Origin of the sequence: Vibrio sp. B1REV9, assembly GCF_905175395.2 — a bacterium.
In the GTDB taxonomy this organism is placed as follows: domain Bacteria; phylum Pseudomonadota; class Gammaproteobacteria; order Enterobacterales; family Vibrionaceae; genus Vibrio; species Vibrio alfacsensis.
The window spans coordinates 528,704-544,923 of the sequence record NZ_HG992746.1 but is presented as its reverse complement, the minus strand read 5'-3'; the positions used below and the strand labels follow the sequence as shown (position 1 = coordinate 544,923).

13 protein-coding genes are annotated in these 16,220 nt (G+C 44.1%); 4 read left to right on the top strand and 9 right to left on the bottom strand.

What is annotated here, in order from left to right; all coding sequences use genetic code 11:
• Window positions 1–48 precede the first annotated feature (48 nt).
• Window positions 49–405 (top strand): hypothetical protein, encoded by a 357-nt coding sequence (locus KHN78_RS16690; RefSeq protein ID WP_211917374.1) that lies wholly within the window; start codon window positions 49–51, stop codon window positions 403–405.
• 6 nt (window positions 406–411) lie between these two features.
• Here KHN78_RS16690 and KHN78_RS16685 read toward each other — a convergent pair whose 3' ends face one another.
• The 5 genes from KHN78_RS16685 to KHN78_RS16665 all read right to left on the bottom strand — a co-directional run bounded on the left by KHN78_RS16685 (window position 412) and on the right by KHN78_RS16665 (window position 5,151).
• Complete coding sequence (locus tag KHN78_RS16685) at window positions 412–1,332, bottom strand: amino acid ABC transporter permease (RefSeq protein ID WP_211917372.1); 921 nt, start codon at window positions 1,330–1,332, stop codon at window positions 412–414.
• A 111-nt stretch (window positions 1,333–1,443) separates the two neighbouring features.
• Complete coding sequence (locus tag KHN78_RS16680) at window positions 1,444–2,262, bottom strand: transporter substrate-binding domain-containing protein (RefSeq protein WP_211917370.1); 819 nt, start codon at window positions 2,260–2,262, stop codon at window positions 1,444–1,446.
• Between the two features lie 9 nt (window positions 2,263–2,271).
• Complete coding sequence (locus KHN78_RS16675; RefSeq protein ID WP_211917368.1) at window positions 2,272–3,069, bottom strand: amino acid ABC transporter permease; 798 nt, start codon at window positions 3,067–3,069, stop codon at window positions 2,272–2,274.
• A 3-nt stretch (window positions 3,070–3,072) separates the two neighbouring features.
• Complete coding sequence (locus tag KHN78_RS16670; protein WP_411912355.1) at window positions 3,073–3,816, bottom strand: amino acid ABC transporter ATP-binding protein; 744 nt, start codon at window positions 3,814–3,816, stop codon at window positions 3,073–3,075.
• Between the two features lie 186 nt (window positions 3,817–4,002).
• Window positions 4,003–5,151, bottom strand: coding sequence for an iron-containing alcohol dehydrogenase (locus KHN78_RS16665; RefSeq protein WP_211917366.1), 1,149 nt, complete (start codon window positions 5,149–5,151; stop codon window positions 4,003–4,005).
• Between the two features lie 204 nt (window positions 5,152–5,355).
• On the opposite strand from KHN78_RS16665, the gene KHN78_RS16660 reads away from it, so the two are divergent.
• Both KHN78_RS16660 and KHN78_RS16655 read left to right on the top strand, forming a co-directional pair.
• Window positions 5,356–6,234, top strand: a complete 879-nt coding sequence (locus tag KHN78_RS16660; protein ID WP_211917364.1) for an AraC family transcriptional regulator — start codon at window positions 5,356–5,358, stop codon at window positions 6,232–6,234.
• A gap of 308 nt (window positions 6,235–6,542) precedes the next feature.
• Window positions 6,543–9,701, top strand: coding sequence for a chitinase C-terminal domain-containing protein (locus tag KHN78_RS16655; protein WP_211917361.1), 3,159 nt, complete (start codon window positions 6,543–6,545; stop codon window positions 9,699–9,701).
• 188 nt (window positions 9,702–9,889) lie between these two features.
• On the opposite strand, the gene glgC is transcribed toward KHN78_RS16655, so the two are convergent.
• The 4 genes from glgC to KHN78_RS16635 all read right to left on the bottom strand — a co-directional run bounded on the left by glgC (window position 9,890) and on the right by KHN78_RS16635 (window position 15,431).
• Window positions 9,890–11,104 carry a glucose-1-phosphate adenylyltransferase gene (gene glgC / locus KHN78_RS16650; RefSeq protein ID WP_211917359.1) on the bottom strand — a complete coding sequence of 405 codons (1,215 nt, stop codon included), beginning with the start codon at window positions 11,102–11,104 and terminating at the stop codon, window positions 9,890–9,892.
• Between the two features lie 422 nt (window positions 11,105–11,526).
• Entirely contained in the window at window positions 11,527–13,275 is a 1,749-nt protein-coding gene (locus tag KHN78_RS16645) for a formate--tetrahydrofolate ligase (protein WP_211917357.1), read from the bottom strand.
• A gap of 247 nt (window positions 13,276–13,522) precedes the next feature.
• Window positions 13,523–14,827, bottom strand: coding sequence for an inosine/guanosine kinase (locus tag KHN78_RS16640; protein WP_211917355.1), 1,305 nt, complete (start codon window positions 14,825–14,827; stop codon window positions 13,523–13,525).
• Window positions 14,828–14,957: 130 nt separating this feature from the next.
• Window positions 14,958–15,431 (bottom strand): CreA family protein, encoded by a 474-nt coding sequence (locus KHN78_RS16635; protein ID WP_211917353.1) that lies wholly within the window; start codon window positions 15,429–15,431, stop codon window positions 14,958–14,960.
• Between the two features lie 213 nt (window positions 15,432–15,644).
• On the opposite strand from KHN78_RS16635, the gene KHN78_RS16630 reads away from it, so the two are divergent.
• The gene (locus KHN78_RS16630; protein WP_211917351.1) at window positions 15,645–16,154 is read left to right on the top strand and encodes a flavodoxin; all 510 of its coding nucleotides are present in this window, start codon (window positions 15,645–15,647) and stop codon (window positions 16,152–16,154) included.
• Window positions 16,155–16,220 lie beyond the last annotated feature (66 nt).

Genomic DNA, 16,220 nt, shown 5'->3' with positions numbered 1-16,220 from the left:
AAAACTCAATAATAAAGGGGTAAAGCAACACTTACTGAGGAAATAACCATGGAACGTGCCATCTACTTAAATGATAGAAAATACCGAATTTGTGATATCGGGGAAGGGGAATGTACCTTGATCGTTACCTATTCTGATGATGTCGAATCATTGTTTTATAGCTATAGCCATTTGTACTTAGATTTGGAGCGAGTTCTGGTGGTGGATATTTCATACTGTTGGGGAAAGAGGCTAGAAGAACTGACTACGGCAGAATGTGAATTATTGGCCAAAGATATTCAATTACTCGCCGATGTTTATTGGCTTGATGAGGTCAAAGTAATTACTGAAAACTACAATGAAGACCTAAATAACAGCCTGTTCAATAAGTTTTATTTTCGAAAACTAAGCCGTTTAAATGCGTAATCATGGCTAATTAGAATAGGATGCGGACTTGTTCTCTATTAACCTGAAAAACATGGATAAACTAAAGCAAATCAAGAAGTAAACAAAGCCGACAATCAACCAGATCTCGAAAATGTAACCTGATGAGTTCGCCATTTCTGTGCCGACAAAAGTCATCTCTTGAATAGATATCAGCGACACGATAGAGGTATCTTTAACTAACGAGATGGTTTGACCTGCGAGTGCCGGAGTGATCGCTTTTAGGACTTGTGGCGCAATGACAAAGCGGTATTTTACCCAACGCGATAAACCTAACGAGTCTGCCGCTTCCCACTGACCTTTGTCGATACTCTGCAAGCCCGCACGCACAACTTCTGCAATGTAAGCGGAAGAGAGTAAACCGACACATAACACGCCGGATGCGAGGTTTTCCCAAAGGTTAGCAGGACCAAATAAGAACAGTTGAACGGTGTTAGGCTCGCCACGATAGTTACGTAACAGATCTTCTAATCCAAGCAGGGGAATTAACTGGTTGGAAATAAAGAAATAGAAAATGAACACAAACACCAACGGTGGGATGTTTCTCACCAATTGGATAAATGCGTTGGCTGGTGTGCGTAACCAGGCCGAATCAGAAAAACGCGCTAACCCAAGCAACGTACCCAATACCAAAGCAAAGGTGATGCCCCAAAGGCTTAAGCGTAATGTCGATATCAAGCCTTGGAAAAAGTAAGGTAACCCTCCGTCCGCTCTTGGTGTAAACAGTAAATCGATGGCGTCTTTCCAGTGCCAGATGTAGTTTACGCCAACGGTAGAACGATGATAGAGCCAAACCCCAACGGACGCACAGATGGCGAGCAATACCCAATCGAGTAGGTTAAAACGACTTAAGAAAAAGCCAGACTTTGCTTTGGTTGGTGCAACGCGAGTGGTGGTTTGTCCGCTCAAGGTTTGACTCCGGAATTTTAATTATGGCGACTTATAAAAAGATAGCCGACCCGCAATACGAGTCGGTAGTTTTGATTATTGCGACTGTGTTAGCTAGTGCGACCGTAAAGGTTATTGACCTTGTGCAACTTGGTCTTGCCAATCGAGTGTTGAGAACCAGTACTCGTAACGCTCATTTAGCCAACCGTCTTGGGTACGAGCTTCAATCCACTTATTAAAGAAGGCTTTTTTGTCATCCTCCCCTAAGCGAACCGCAAATGCTTCGTTGCCTTTTGATAAGCGCTCAGTGAACGGTATAAACAGTTTGTCTGCGTGCTTGATCGCCTCATGTTCTGGTTTAGGGCTGGATGCAATGACCGCGTGAGCATTGCCGTTCAGAACTTCTTGGAATGCTTGAGCGTCGTCATCAAATTGAAGGATTTTCGCTTTAGGGAATGTCTCACGTGCGACTTGCACTGTGAACGCACCGCGACGAGCGGCAATTTTAACACGACGAGAATCAAAGTCTGAAAATTCGCTAAAGCCTGCTGCCAGTTCTTTGTTTGCTGCTACTTGGACTCCAGAGTGTGAATACGGCTCTGTAAACAGCACGCTCTTGGAACGCTCGGGTGTGATTGACATGCCACCGATGATGACATCAAACTTCTTAGCAAGTAGCGCAGGGATGATCCCGTCCCATGCAGTTGGTACGAACTCGACCTTTAAGCCCGTATCCGCCGCGAGGCGTTTTGCTACATCGATTTCAAACCCAATCAATTCACCTTGTTTGTTACGCATAGCCCAAGGTACGAATGTCGACATACCGACGCGAAGCGTGCCGCGCTCTTTAATTTGGTCCACATTAGGGGTCATTGCTTCTTCTTGTGCAAGCGAGGGTAACGCAATCGCTAACCCTAATAATGCGGTGATGGTCGCTTTGAATAACTTCATGTTATCTCCTTATAATTTGCGCCAACTGGCTCCTAATTTGTGTTCCAGCCAAGCGGATAAGCCAGATAGTGATAATGTGAGAGCAAGATAGATTGCTGCCACGCTAAACCAAATTTCAAACGGCATCGCCGTTTCAGATACAATGTTTCTCGCTTCTGTCGTTAGGTCGAAAATCGCCATCACGCTGACGATAGAAGAGTTTTTAATTAGAGATACGACTTCGTTTGTCAGTGGTGGCAAAGTACGTTGCAACACTTGAGGAAGAATCACATCTTTGTAGGCATATAAAGGAGACAGTCCCAAAGTCTTTGCTGCTTCGAACTGACCTTTAGGGATGCTATTTAAACCTGCGCGTAAGATTTCGGCCGTATATGCGCCTTGAAATAATGATAGCGCCAACACGGCGGTGCTGAAGCGGTCTAAACCGATCACAGGGCCAAATACAAAATAAAGCAAATAGATTTGTACGAGTAGTGGAGTGTTACGAATGAGTTCTACATAGGCGGTGCCAATTGCGTTACCTACTTTTGAGTCGCTTAGTCGTAAAAGTGCCGTCACGAACCCAATGACTAAGGTAAACAAGAGGCTTATCGCAGAGATTTTTAAGGTGACGATTAATCCGTCAATCAATTCAGCGGGCCACCATTCGCCATCTTCATAAAAAGCAATGTAGTCTGGTACGCGCTCCCATTGCCATTGATACCCCATAGCTTGAGCACCAGAATCGAGCACCCATACAATAGCAACCAAGAGGATGACAATTTGTAATATTGCTTGTAGGACGGGTTTGATGATTCGAATTACCATAGGTTAGTAACTCAAAATTTGGTTAAGAAATGCTTGTGTCCGCGGATGTTGTGGTGTCTCAAACAGCGCGATTGGCGAGTTCATTTCAATGATTTCCCCCTCATCCATAAACACGACTCGGTTGGCGACTTTTTTTGCAAATCCCATCTCGTGTGTGACACAAATCATCGTCATACCACTTTGTGCAAGCTCAACCATTACATCGAGCACTTCGTTGATCATTTCTGGGTCAAGTGCTGAAGTTGGCTCATCGAACAGCAGGAGGTCGGGTTCCATACAAAGTGAACGAGCAATCGCGACACGTTGCTGCTGACCACCTGAAAGTTGAATAGGGTACTTGTTAGCTTGCTCCTCAATATTGACGCGCTTGAGATAATGCATTGCTCTTTGTTCGGCTTCTGCTTTAGAAAGTTTTAATGTGCGTATGGGAGCGAGAGTGAGGTTCTCTAATACAGTGAGGTGTGGAAATAAATGAAAGTGTTGAAACACCATGCCAATCTTACCTGGCTTTTGAGCTTTAGCATTGGCCGGTTGTTCAAAGACGCAGAGTTCACCCTCTTGGATAGATTCAAGGTGGTTGATACAACGAATTAGAGTGGACTTCCCAGAACCCGATGGGCCACAAACCACCACGATTTCGCCAGCGTGTACGGAAAAATTGATGTCTTTTAGAGCGTGGTATTCACCGTACCACTTGTTCACGTTGCTAAATTCTACAATCGTATTTTTTTCTTTCAAAACTGACAACTTTTTCTTTAAGTTTCTTCTAACAATAACAACTTAATTACCGTATTGCACCTCTAATATAGAAAGTCATATAAAAAAAGTGTTTATTGATAACAAGTTAACCAAAAGACTAATTTTGGGTGCTACAGGTAAAAAAAACGGCATCGTGCTAAATACACAATGCCGTTGTTGTTATTTATGTCAGTATTAAGCGACCGCTAAGTCCAAAATCTTACGGCTGTTATCCAGATCGATCGCTTGATTTTCACCGAGGACCGTCATGCCATGTTTATTTAATTGGTCAATCACTGCATTGATCGCAGTTTCACGATCATCGCCGTAGTTCTCAAGTTGTGTTGCAACCCCAAGTTGATGGTAGAACGCTTCAATCGCTTCAATTGTGCGTTCCGCCAAATCTTCTCCCTCGGCTAAGCCAAATACGTTGCGGCCCATTTGTTCAAGTTTTGGTCGCTTGAACTGCATTTGATTACGAAGTAGTGATGGTTGAATGATGGCTAGTGAACGTGCGTGGTCTACGTGCCATAGTGCAGTCAGTTCGTGGCCAATCATGTGCGTCGCCCAGTCTTGAGGAACGCCGCTACCGATTAGACCGTTCAATGCTTGGTTTGCTGTCCACATTAGGTTCGCACGCCATTGGTCATTATCGCGCTCCGCGAACTGATCACCCAATACTTTTAGGTTTTTAAGTAGCGCTTCTGCGTAACCGTCTTGAACCATTGCGCCAGTTGGCAGCGTTAGGTATTGCTCACATACGTGTACCCACGCATCAACCAGACCGTTGATAAGTTGACGCTCAGGTAGCGTTTTCATTACGTCTGGATCAAGTACGGCAAATTTCGGCTGAACAGCAGGCGCTAGAAATGCCAATTTGTCTTGAGTTTCTTTTTTGGTAATTACCGCACCCATGTTGGATTCTGAGCCCGTTGCAGGAAGCGTCAAGATTGCGCCTAGTGGCGTTGCTTCCGTGACTTGGTGTTTGCCAACCATGATGTCCCAACCGTCCCCATCATATTTTGCTGATGCCGCAACATATTTAGAGCCATCGATGACGGACCCACCACCAACTGCGAGGATAAAATCAACATTTTGTTCTTTAACGATAGCCACCGCTTTATCCAAGGTTTCTTTCGTAGGGTTTGGCTCAACGCCAGAAAACTCAAGCCAGTCATGACCTTTGAGTGCTTGAGTCACTTGATCATAAACACCGTTGCTCTTGATAGAACCACCGCCATAGATGACTAGGACTTTTTGACCGGCTGGGATAGCGTCTTTAATTGCCGCGATTTGGCCTTGGCCGAAAAAAATTTGAGTTGGGTTGACGTATGAAAAGTTCATTATTAGACCTCTTGCTTCCGTTGTGAGGATTGTGAATACATGCATATTAGTATGCATTTATGGCCTTTAGTAGGTCGATTCCTGTAATTTTATTGCCTATTTCTACAAAATTGGGGTGGTGGTGCTAGAACAGTAACCGAATATAGAAGTATAGTGCTCGAGGACGCATTGATACATCGTATTGATAAAAAGAGAGCGAGACCGATGACACTTGCAGAATTGATGCAGCAATACGCGATAAAAGCGAAGATGAACGATTTAGAGGGAATAAGGGAAACGGCCATTGAAGGGGTTTGGTTTTACCGCAGCAGCCAAGGGAATCGTAGACAGCCATTTGTTTATCAATCCGGCATCATTGTGTTAGGCCAGGGCAACAAGAATATTCATATAGGGCAAACGCCCGTTCGTTATGGGCCAGATGACTATTTAGTGGTTGGTGTCCCAATGCCTCTAGAGTGCGAAGCCATCGCGACGAATAATGAGCCATTGCTTGGTATTTCGATTGATATTTCCTCAGGGTTGTTACACAAACTCGTAAAAAAATTAGAAGCAAGCCGATTTAAAAACGTGTGTGAGGAGGCCTCTCAATGTGGTTTGAAGTCGGTGAAAATGAATGATGCCATGCTTGATGCCTGTAAACGCCTAATGAGCGCATTGTGTAATGATCTTGATGTTGTAATGCTTGGTGAACTATTACTCGAAGAGATTGTTTATCGAGCGCTGGTCAGTGACTCAGGTCATGTATTGTTTGAGCTGGCATCTCAAGAGGGCGCTTATGCTAGAGTTGCGAAAGCATTGAACCGAGTTCATCAGGAATATCATGAGCAGCTAAACGTGCAAGTGCTTGCCGAAGAAGCCAATATGAGTATTTCCGCTTTCCATCAAGCTTTTCGCAATGTCACGCTTGAATCTCCTTTGCAGTACATCAAAAAAGTTCGGTTAAACAAAGCACGAGAACTCATTCAGCTTGAGGGTAGAAGAGTGAACGATGCCGCACGTCTGGTCGGTTATAGCAGCCCTTCACAATTTAGCAGAGAATATAAGCGACATTTTAACGAGACGCCGAGTGCAACTAAAATGTGATTAGCAGGACGTTATGCGATTCGACTTGGCAAGACCTTGGTAGCTTAAATTGCTAAATAAAGGGAGTATTTTGTCTTATTTGCGACCGATATATTTATTCGAACTATGAAATTAGTTATTGGTACAAAATAAGTCCTGTTATGTTGCAAGAATTTAGAGGAATGTTGAGAGGTGTCGTTAAAAATTTATAAATTCCCCATGTAAAATGGAAAATATGTACTTAAGTTATTTTACGCCGAAATAAAAGTTCGGGCGCAATTGTGCAATGTATTTAACAACGCAAAAACAGTAACTTAAGGAAAAGGAATATGTACCTTACAAACGGGAAAGCATCAAAGCGTGTTTTTACACTTAGCACCTTGACTGCATCTTGTCTCATGGCATTCAACAGCTACGCCTCGGTTGATTGTAGCGCTTTGAATACTTGGGATGCGTCAAAAGTGTATACTGGCGGCGATCAAGTTCAGCATGAGAATAATGCATATAAAGCACGCTATTGGACGCAAAATAATAACCCGGCTCAATCAGGTGAATGGGGAGAGTGGGAAGCGCTCGGCGCATGTGATGGTGGAGCGATTGAACTGCCTTTAAATGAAGTACCGACAGTCACTTTAACTTCACCCTCTTCGTCGGCTTCAATCAAAACAGGCGATGTTGTTACTCTTGCAGCGGATGCGGCAGATACGGATGGCACCATCAGTAAAGTTGAATTCTTTGTTGATGGCGCTCTAGTGGGTACGTCAACTGCGTCACCTTTCACAGCATCATGGACGGCGATTGAAGGCGCGCATGAATTCTCAACGAAAGCTTACGATGATAAAAACGCGGTGAGTGCGGCAAGTGCTGTAACCCTTATTGTTAATGCCGGCCAGCCTGGTAATGAAGCACCAACTGTTGACGTAGCACTCTCTGCAACGTCTGTTGACCTTGGTGGTACGGTAACGGTGACTGCAAATGCAGCTGATGCTGACGGTGCGGTTGCGAAAGTGGAATTCTTCGCAGCAGGTACACTGTTTGGTACAGCAACTACTGCTCCTTATTCGGTTGACTTCACTGCAGCAACGGCAGGCAACGTCTCAATTTACGCGAAAGCGACAGACGACGCTGGCGCGACAACAGACTCTTCTCTTGTATCGTTAATGGTTAATGGTGGTGCGGTAACTTCAAACTGTCGTCCGGATGGCCTGTATCAAACGGCAGGTGTCGATGTGCCTTACTGTACTATTTACGATGAAGAGGGTCGTGAATTAATGGGTGCTGATCACCCTCGTCGTGTGATCGGTTACTTCACTAGCTGGCGCAGTGGTGATGACCCACAAGCCGCTTACTTAGTGAAAGATATTCCTTGGGATCAGCTAACACACATTAATTACGCGTTCGTGAGCATTGGCTCAGACGGTAAAGTGAATGTGGGCGATGTGACCGATCCAACTAACCCTGCAACAGGTAAAACATGGCCAGGTGTTGAGGTTGACCCAGAACTAGGCTTTAAAGGTCACTTTGGTGCACTTGCGACTTATAAGCAAAAACACGATGTTAAGACGCTAATTTCAATTGGTGGTTGGGCTGAAACTGGCGGTCACTTCGGTGCTGATGGTAATCGTGTTGCGGATGGTGGTTTTTACACCATGACGACCAATGCCGATGGTTCTATTAACCATGCTGGTATCGAGAAGTTTGCAACGTCTGCCGTTGAAATGATGCGTACCTACAAGTTTGATGGTCTAGATATCGACTACGAATACCCAACGTCAATGGCGGGTGCTGGTAACCCTTACGATAAAGACTTTATGGAACCACGTCGTCCCTATCTATGGGCTTCTTACCAAGAGCTGATGAAAGTTCTACGTGAGAAACTAGACGTGGCCTCTTCTCAAGATGGCATCCACTATATGCTAACAATTGCCGCACCTTCTTCTGGTTACTTACTGCGCGGTATGGAAACTTTCGATGTTACGAAGTACCTCGATTACGTCAATATCATGACTTACGACTTACACGGTGCTTGGAATGATCACGTTGGTCACAACGCTGCCTTGTACGACACTGGTAAAGATTCTGAGTTGGCACAGTGGAATGTATACGGCACAGCGGCATACGGTGGTATCGGCTACTTGAATACTGACTGGGCGTATCACTACTTCCGTGGTTCTATGCCAGCAGGTCGAATTAACATCGGTGTTCCTTACTACACTCGTGGTTGGCAAGGTGTAACAGGTGGTGATAATGGTCTTTGGGGCCGAGCAGCACTTCCTAACCAATCTGAATGTGCTCCTGGCACGGGTGAGGGTGAGAAGAACAATTGTGGTCACGGTGCTATCGGTATCGATAACATGTGGCATGACACTGACCCTAAAGGCAACGAAATGGGTGCAGGTTCAAACCCAATGTGGCATGCGAAGAACCTAGAGAAAGGTATTTGGGGTTCTTACGCTCAAGCTTACGGCCTAGACCCTGTGAACGATCCAACGGACAAGTTTGTTGGTTCTTACACTCGTCACTATGATGATGTGGCGGTTGCACCATGGCTATGGAATGCTGAGAAGAGTGTTTTCCTATCGACCGAAGATAAAGCGTCTGTACAAGTGAAAGCGGACTACGTTATCGACAAAGAAATCGGTGGCATTATGTTCTGGGAACTGGCAGGTGACTACAACTGTTATGTACTAGACGCAAATGGCAACCGTACTGCAATCGACGCTACAGAACAGGCTTGTGCGTCGGGCAATGGTGAGTACCACATGGGTAACACCATGACTAAAGCGATTTACGACAAGTTTAAGTCTGCAACGCCTTACGGTAACAAGATCGCGACAGGTACTATCCCAACGGAAGCTGTCGATATTGCAGTGAGTGTCGGTGGGTTCAAAGTGGGTGACCAGAACTACCCAATTAACCCTACGATTACGTTCACTAACAATACTGGTCAAGCCATCCCAGGTGGTACGGAATTCCAATTCGACATTCCTGTATCTGCGCCAGATAATGCGAAAGATCAATCGGGTGGTGGTTTGACGGTAATTGCTTCTGGTCATACTCGTTCAGATAACATCGGCGGTTTGGATGGTGTTATGCACCGCGTGTCGTTCTCTTTACCTGCTTGGAAAGAACTCCCTGCGGGCGGCATTTACGAGCTTGATATGGTTTACTACCTACCAATCTCTGGCCCTGCTAATTATACGGTGATTTCTGGCGGTAAAGAGTTCGCGTTTAAGTTCGAGCAACCAGACCTACCAATTGGTGACCTAAACTCTGGCACTGACGGTGGTGGTACTGAGCCGGGTACTTGTGACACTGCGGGTTTAGTTACTTACCCAGATCTTCCACAAACCGATTGGCAAGGTAACCCAAGCCACGCAAACCAAGGCGATAAAGTGATTCACAACGGTGTGGTATATCAGGCAAATTGGTGGACAGCATCAGAGCCGGGTAGTGATGGCAGTTGGGCAACGGTGTGTAATATCTAATCCGTACTAAACGGCATTGAAAAAGCGCGTGATTGATATCGCGCGCTTTTTTTTATAATGAATCTATCTTGGTTACGAATCTATGTCTGTGATGAACTTTTGTTTGAAAAGGCCTTTTTGTGGTGGGCAGCCACTATCCGAGAAAGGTTTGGTTTGAGAATGCCTGTATTTACGGATAGAAGTTAGGATTAAAACTCGTACCCTTCAGGAATAACAACGATTCCTTTTTCTGACACATGAAATCGTTTCGCATCGTCAACTTTATTGAGGCCTATTTTAGTATGTGGTGGAATACGAACGTGCTTGTCGATGATACAATCGACCAGTTGACAGTTTTCACCAACCTCAACATTGTCAAACAAGATACTGTTGACTATTGTCGCACTGTCTTGAATACGCACGTTTGCTGCGATGATAGAGTGTTGTACGGAACCTCCGGAATTGATGACGCCATTCGCGATGATAGAGTTAATGAATATACCCTCATTTCCAGTTGCGGATGATACGGTTCTCGCTGGTGGAAATTGCGCTTCATATGTTCTGATGCCCCAATTTGGTTGATAAAGATTCATAGGGGGAACTGGTTCTAATAAATCCATATTTGCTTCATAAAAAGAATCAATGGTTCCAACATCTCGCCAATAACAGTCTTTATCCACTCGTCCTTTGCTGCCGCAAAACTTGTATGCGTAAACGGATTCCGTGTCGATGAGTTTAGGAATAATGTCTTTACCAAAGTCGTGGCTAGAATCTTCTAATTTCGAATCTGCTTCAAGTACTTGTTTCAGTGCTTCCATATCAAAAATGTAGATACCCATTGAAGCCAAACTCTTTGATGGATCATCAGCAAGCGTTGGTGGTTGGCTAGGCTTTTCGATGAATGAATAAACTAATCCATTTTCGTGAGCACCCATAACACCAAATGCAGAAGCGTCTTCAACAGGCACATCCATGCAGGCGACGGTGAGCTTGGCACCATTTTCTTTATGTTCTTCAAGCATCGCTGCATAATCCATTCGATAGATATGATCGCCAGAAAGAACAACAACGTACTTTGCTTCATTGCGGGAGAGTAGCCACATGTTGTGATAAATGGCATCTGCCGTGCCTTCATACCATGCACCACCTTTGCGCATTTGGGGGGGGACAGCGGTAATGTATTCACCAAGTTCGGGATTGAAAATTGACCAACCGTCTCTTAGGTGTTTTTGCAACGAATGTGACTTGTATTGAGTAAGAACTAAGATTTTCCTTAAACCTGAATGAAGGCAATTAGTTAGTGTGAAATCAATAATACGATACTTCCCGCCAAATGGTACTGCAGGTTTTGCGCGGTCATCAGTCAGAGGGCTAAGTCTTGAGCCCATCCCTCCTGCTAAAATTACAGCGAGTGCATCTTGCATAATCTTCCCTTTTATTTTTCGTGCGCCTTTCTAATAAGCTAAATAGCTGAGGAGTAGCCAACTGCCGGCCTATGACTGACGCTGTGAAATCCATTACGTTTTATAAACATTAGTACAAGAATCGAGCCAGCGAATTTAGTCAATAAATTCAATAGCTTTAAAGTTTATGGGTTGTTCTTTTGCACTATGTTAGAGCGAGAGTACATTTTTGATGCACCATGTTGGGGAAACTAGAGGCGTGCAATATAAATGCTCTCAAATTTACAATGTAAAGTATTTTATAAACAATGAATTATAAAGTTTTGGTTGTGATTTTTAGGGAGAAATAGGAGCTAAAAGCTCCTATTTTTTTGAATGGAGGTGTTGGAAAAAGGGGGGTATTGAATGGTGAACTCGTCTCCAATGACCCCTATCGGAGCAATCTATGATAAGCCAATGATATTTCCGAAATCATCAAGGTCTAAATTCATGAATGCAGGTTTGTCCGGTAAGCCTGGCATGGTCATTACACTGCCAGATAGTGCATAAACGAAACCTGCTCCTGCACACAACCGTAATTCACGAATTGGAACACTAAAATCTGTCGGAGCGCCTTTTACAGCGGAATCGGTGGTAATCGAGAGTGGTGTTTTAGCGATGCAAACCGCGAGATCATCAAATCCAAGTTTTTCAAAATGAGCCAGTTGAGTTTTGGCTAATTTACTCATTTCAATATTTGATGCACCATAGCCGACTTCACACACCGCCATGAGCTTTTCTATTAAAGATTGATCTTTTTGATAAAGCGGACGGAAATTTGATGATGTCTCACATGTCTCTACCACGTATTGCGCAAGCTCAACAGCACCTTCTCCGCCATTACCAAAAGCAGTACTTACAGCAACTTTAACATCGGGGTTGAAAGTGTGAATAAGCGATTTCAATTCGAGTAATTCATCGACAGAATCTTGTGGGAATTGGTTAATCGCAACGACAGCAGGAAGACCATACTTATGCACGTTATTTATGTGCCATTTTAGGTTTTCAAATCCCGCTTTTAAGGCTTCATGATCAGGCGAGAAGATTGAATCTGGAATTGTCATTCCTGGGCGGAGGTCATAGTGGCCTGAGTTTGCTTTTAGCCCTCGTAGAGTCGCAACAATAACTACGCAATCTGGTGCTCTCTTTGCAGCTGCAGCTTTAATGTTGCATGCCTTTTCAAAACCCATATCTGAACCAAAACCACCCTCAGTGACAACGTAACTAGAGAGTTTTAACGCAATTTCGTCAGCAATGATGGATGAGTTCCCATGTGCAATGTTCGCAAATGGTCCAGCATGGATCAGGGTTGGAACGCCCTCAAGTGTTTGCATGAGTGTAGGGGCGATGGTTTCTTTCAACGTTACCGCCATTGCACCTGCAACTTGTAGATCTTCTGTGGTTACTGGAAAACCATCAAGGTTGTAAGCGACAACAATGCGTCCAATTCGTTGACGAAGATCTTTTAAATCTTTTGCTAAGGCAAGAATTGCCATTAACTCGGATGCCGCCGATATATCAAACCCTTCTTCGCGCTCAAAGCCGTTAATGGTTTTACCATCTTCATTCAAACCGATTTTAACCATACGAAGTGCGCGATCATTGTGGTCCATTACACGTTTCCATGTAATACGCTCGACATCTATTTTTAGCGCTTTCAGCCCTGTTCTTGCTTCAAACGCGTCAAATCCCTCACGCTGCTCATGATAGATGCGAGCATCTATTGCTGCAGAAGCAAGGTTATGGGCTGCAGTGACAGCATGAATGTCGCCAGTTAGATGCAGATTCAATTCATCCATTGGCGAGACTTGAGAGTAACCACCGCCAGCGGCGCCGCCTTTGACACCAAAAACTGGCCCCATTGAAGGTTGGCGTATGCATGCCATGACCGATTGATTGATTTTAGCGAGGCCTTGAGAAAGACCAATGGTTGTTACCGTTTTTCCCTCACCTAGTGGGGTAGGGGTAATGGCTGTGACCAGTACTAATTTCCCATCTTGATTGTCATTAAGGCGCTCAAGGCATTGGGGATGAACTTTAGCTTTGTGTTTTCCGTGTGTATCGAACTCGTGTGGCAACAGACCAGCATTCGCGGCAACAGTTTCAATCGAAGACAACGGTGTGTTTCGGCAAATTTCAATATCAGACAGCATGGATACTCCAAAAAAATGGCTAACACGTAGCAATCAACAATCGCCACCGGAAGAGATAAAAATTGATGGCAAGCTGTTGCGCAAACGTTTGCGCGAGAATAATACTGGTAAAATGTGAGCTGTAAAGCAGTTCATGCGCCTTAGCGTGCTACATGATAACAAAAATCACCAAACACTGCGCTAGATCAAAACAAAAAGGCCACCAAATGGTGACCTTCAAACAGATATAGCTGGAAATGCTTAAATATCAGCGATCCCAATAAGTCTCTTCAAGACTGTCTTCTCTTTCTGGTAATGCACGTGATAGGCGAGGAGAGTGCTGAGTGAGTACTTCATAGCTTACACGGTTTGCGTATTTACAAATTTGAGAAAGAGATGAATACGTCAAACAACGAACTTCGTGTTTTTCTGAGTTTGGTACTTCTTTCTGGTGGAAAGAATTGGCAGCCATATCATGCAAAAGCGCAGAGAGTGCGGCATCACCAGCACCGTTCGTGTTTTTGATTTCTAGTGGACCACCAAGGTAAGGACCAATGTGTGAATATACTTTCATTGGATCTTGGCAATCGTCTTTACGCATTGCACGGCTAAATTCGAATTTGTTAAATTCGTCGATTGAGCCCTCAAGAATGTCATGCATGGTTTCACGTTTCACTTTTTCATCAGTGTAACCTGCCATGTAAAGACCATTTGGTCCGGCGGTACACAATACAAGATCAACCCATTCAAGTGCTTTGTCTGCCGCCGCGAGTGGATCCGTTTCACCAGTAAGCGCAGCGCCTTCTTCTTCATTCATTGCAACAACGGATACATTGTCTCGAATGTACTCTTGCCACCACTTAGCGTTACCTTCGATAACGTATTTGGTGCCTAGAGTAAGGACAACTGGTACGTCATGCTTTTTAGCAAACTCAATCGCACGCTGCACTGCTTGAGGCATCTGATCTTCTTCTTTGCCACGCATTAAGTAAGACGATACAACAAGCGCAGACGCTTTCTGGAAGACTTCTTCAGGAATACTCTCAGGAGATAGTTTGTTCATGTGGCCTTCGTTAATCGCGAAAGTACGTTCACCGTCTTGAGTGATGAGCGTGTAACAGCGACCAATAGGGCCGTCTACTGTTTGTAGGTGGTTTAGGTTCATGCGAGAAGAAGTGCGGCATAGGTAGCGGTATGCAAACGAGCCGACTTGAATGTTTTTCGACATGACACCCAGCAACACAGATTTGCTGTCTGCTAGTACTGAATAGTTGTGTAACGTGTTTCCGATAGTATCACCAGGGTATTGATGTGTAATCAGGCCTTTTTCAACTAACTCTTCGTACAATGCATCTGCTTTGCTCTCTTCAAGAACAAGAGAATGACCTTTACTTAGGTTGTATTTCGCTAGAAAGTCGTCGTCTACGCGCGCTTCAATATCGACGATGGTTTGGCCAACACCGACAATCGTTGGACGATACAGTTTAGGCGTTTGTCGAATTTGGTTAACTAATGGATCTCGAGCGTGAGTTGGGAAGTAGTGTTTTGATTTACGCTGTCCAGGAAACTTCATGCTTGTTCTTGATTGAGAAAAAAAAGAGGCGGGATTGTATCACATAAAAATGAAATTCGTTGTCCTATTTGCAAAGAAATTTGCTCGCTGAAATTTTCAGCGAGCTGATGTTTTTATGAACAAGTGAGGGCTAGTTTGATGTTAATTCAGCCGGTTGGGTGTAAGCTTTGGTTCCCCAAAGTGGCACCGTAGACAAACTGTGTTTAAAGCTACCTTCTGTTTCTTTGGTTGTGTAAGACAAATACAGCAGAGTTTGACTCTCTGGATCATAGATGCGTCTTACTTTCATTGTTTTGAAGAAGATACTTTTGGATTTTTTGAAGACCACTTCACCAGACTTACTTTTGTCGATCTTAGCAATCATTTCAGGCGTAATATCACCAGTTTGGCGGCAGGAGATAGAACTGTCGCTCGGATCGGAAAAGCTCAAGTTTGCCTCAATAGACGCAATGTGACACGTGACACCAGTGACTACTTCATCTTGTAGGTGTCCGATTTTGATGTCTTTCATCGTAAACATACCAAGCGATACATCACCGACTTCATTGTTGCCACACCCGGCAAGTACAGTAAGCAGACTTAAAGCAAGCAAGCGTTTTTTCATGTTTTCATCCCTTAAATAGGCAAATATATTGGAACAATTTATCAGACAGATGCAGTTAAAACAAAATTTGGCGTTCACTCAAGAGTTTAGCTAGGTTTGTAAGAGTCTTCATGATAATGTACCGTCGCATATCGGGGAGCGCTCATTATCGTAGCAAACATCCCGTCTATACTCGCTGCAGACCTCCAATCATGTGGCAGTTAAGGTAATAAAATGAACGAACAGCAATTAGAAATCATTAAACGCAAAAACGCATGGCTTCATGAACTTGTCGAAGTGGAGTTCCCTACCAAAGAGAGTCTTGAGGGGCGTCAAACATACTTCCGTTCATTGGAAGAAGCGGAATATGATGTGCTTTCTTACGAGCCATTCATTGAAAGTGCTCGTGCACTACAAAACGACGACATTTTCTTGGTTGATTTCCATCGTTTGACGGTGATGTTCTCAGTGCTTCAGTCCCAACGTTGGTCAACTCAGCACGATCAAGATATGATTGTGGAATACTTGAGCCAGATTATCTTAGACCCAGACTTTGAATTGTATGTTGGTTTTAACGATGGAGAACCAGTTGGTGCTGCTATTGTGAGCCACTACGAGGGAAACTCACTTATTTCAGATATTGCATCGTCTCAAAGTTTAGACAAGCACCAGTTTGCCGTGGATTTGGTAAAAAAACTTCATGATGAGAAAAAATTGTGTGAGACAATCGTCCTCGAAATGTGATCGAGTTCATAATATTCTCTCTTGGTTTTAATAAATCAGATACTTGGTGATTGTTACGGGTAACGG

Excerpts from the sequence above, each read along its gene's own strand:
- KHN78_RS16690 (WP_211917374.1), top strand. The coding sequence starts at position 49 with ATGGAACGTGCCATCTACTTAAATGATAGAAAATACCGAATTTGTGAT.
- KHN78_RS16680 (WP_211917370.1), bottom strand. The coding sequence starts at position 2,262 with ATGAAGTTATTCAAAGCGACCATCACCGCATTATTAGGGTTAGCGATT.
- KHN78_RS16675 (WP_211917368.1), bottom strand. The coding sequence starts at position 3,069 with ATGGTAATTCGAATCATCAAACCCGTCCTACAAGCAATATTACAAATT.
- KHN78_RS16665 (WP_211917366.1), bottom strand. The coding sequence starts at position 5,151 with ATGAACTTTTCATACGTCAACCCAACTCAAATTTTTTTCGGCCAAGGC.
- KHN78_RS16660 (WP_211917364.1), top strand. The coding sequence starts at position 5,356 with ATGACACTTGCAGAATTGATGCAGCAATACGCGATAAAAGCGAAGATG.
- KHN78_RS16655 (WP_211917361.1), top strand. The coding sequence starts at position 6,543 with ATGTACCTTACAAACGGGAAAGCATCAAAGCGTGTTTTTACACTTAGC.
- glgC (WP_211917359.1), bottom strand. The coding sequence starts at position 11,104 with ATGCAAGATGCACTCGCTGTAATTTTAGCAGGAGGGATGGGCTCAAGA.
- KHN78_RS16645 (WP_211917357.1), bottom strand. The coding sequence starts at position 13,275 with ATGCTGTCTGATATTGAAATTTGCCGAAACACACCGTTGTCTTCGATT.
- KHN78_RS16640 (WP_211917355.1), bottom strand. The coding sequence starts at position 14,827 with ATGAAGTTTCCTGGACAGCGTAAATCAAAACACTACTTCCCAACTCAC.
- KHN78_RS16635 (WP_211917353.1), bottom strand. The coding sequence starts at position 15,431 with ATGAAAAAACGCTTGCTTGCTTTAAGTCTGCTTACTGTACTTGCCGGG.
- KHN78_RS16630 (WP_211917351.1), top strand. The coding sequence starts at position 15,645 with ATGAACGAACAGCAATTAGAAATCATTAAACGCAAAAACGCATGGCTT.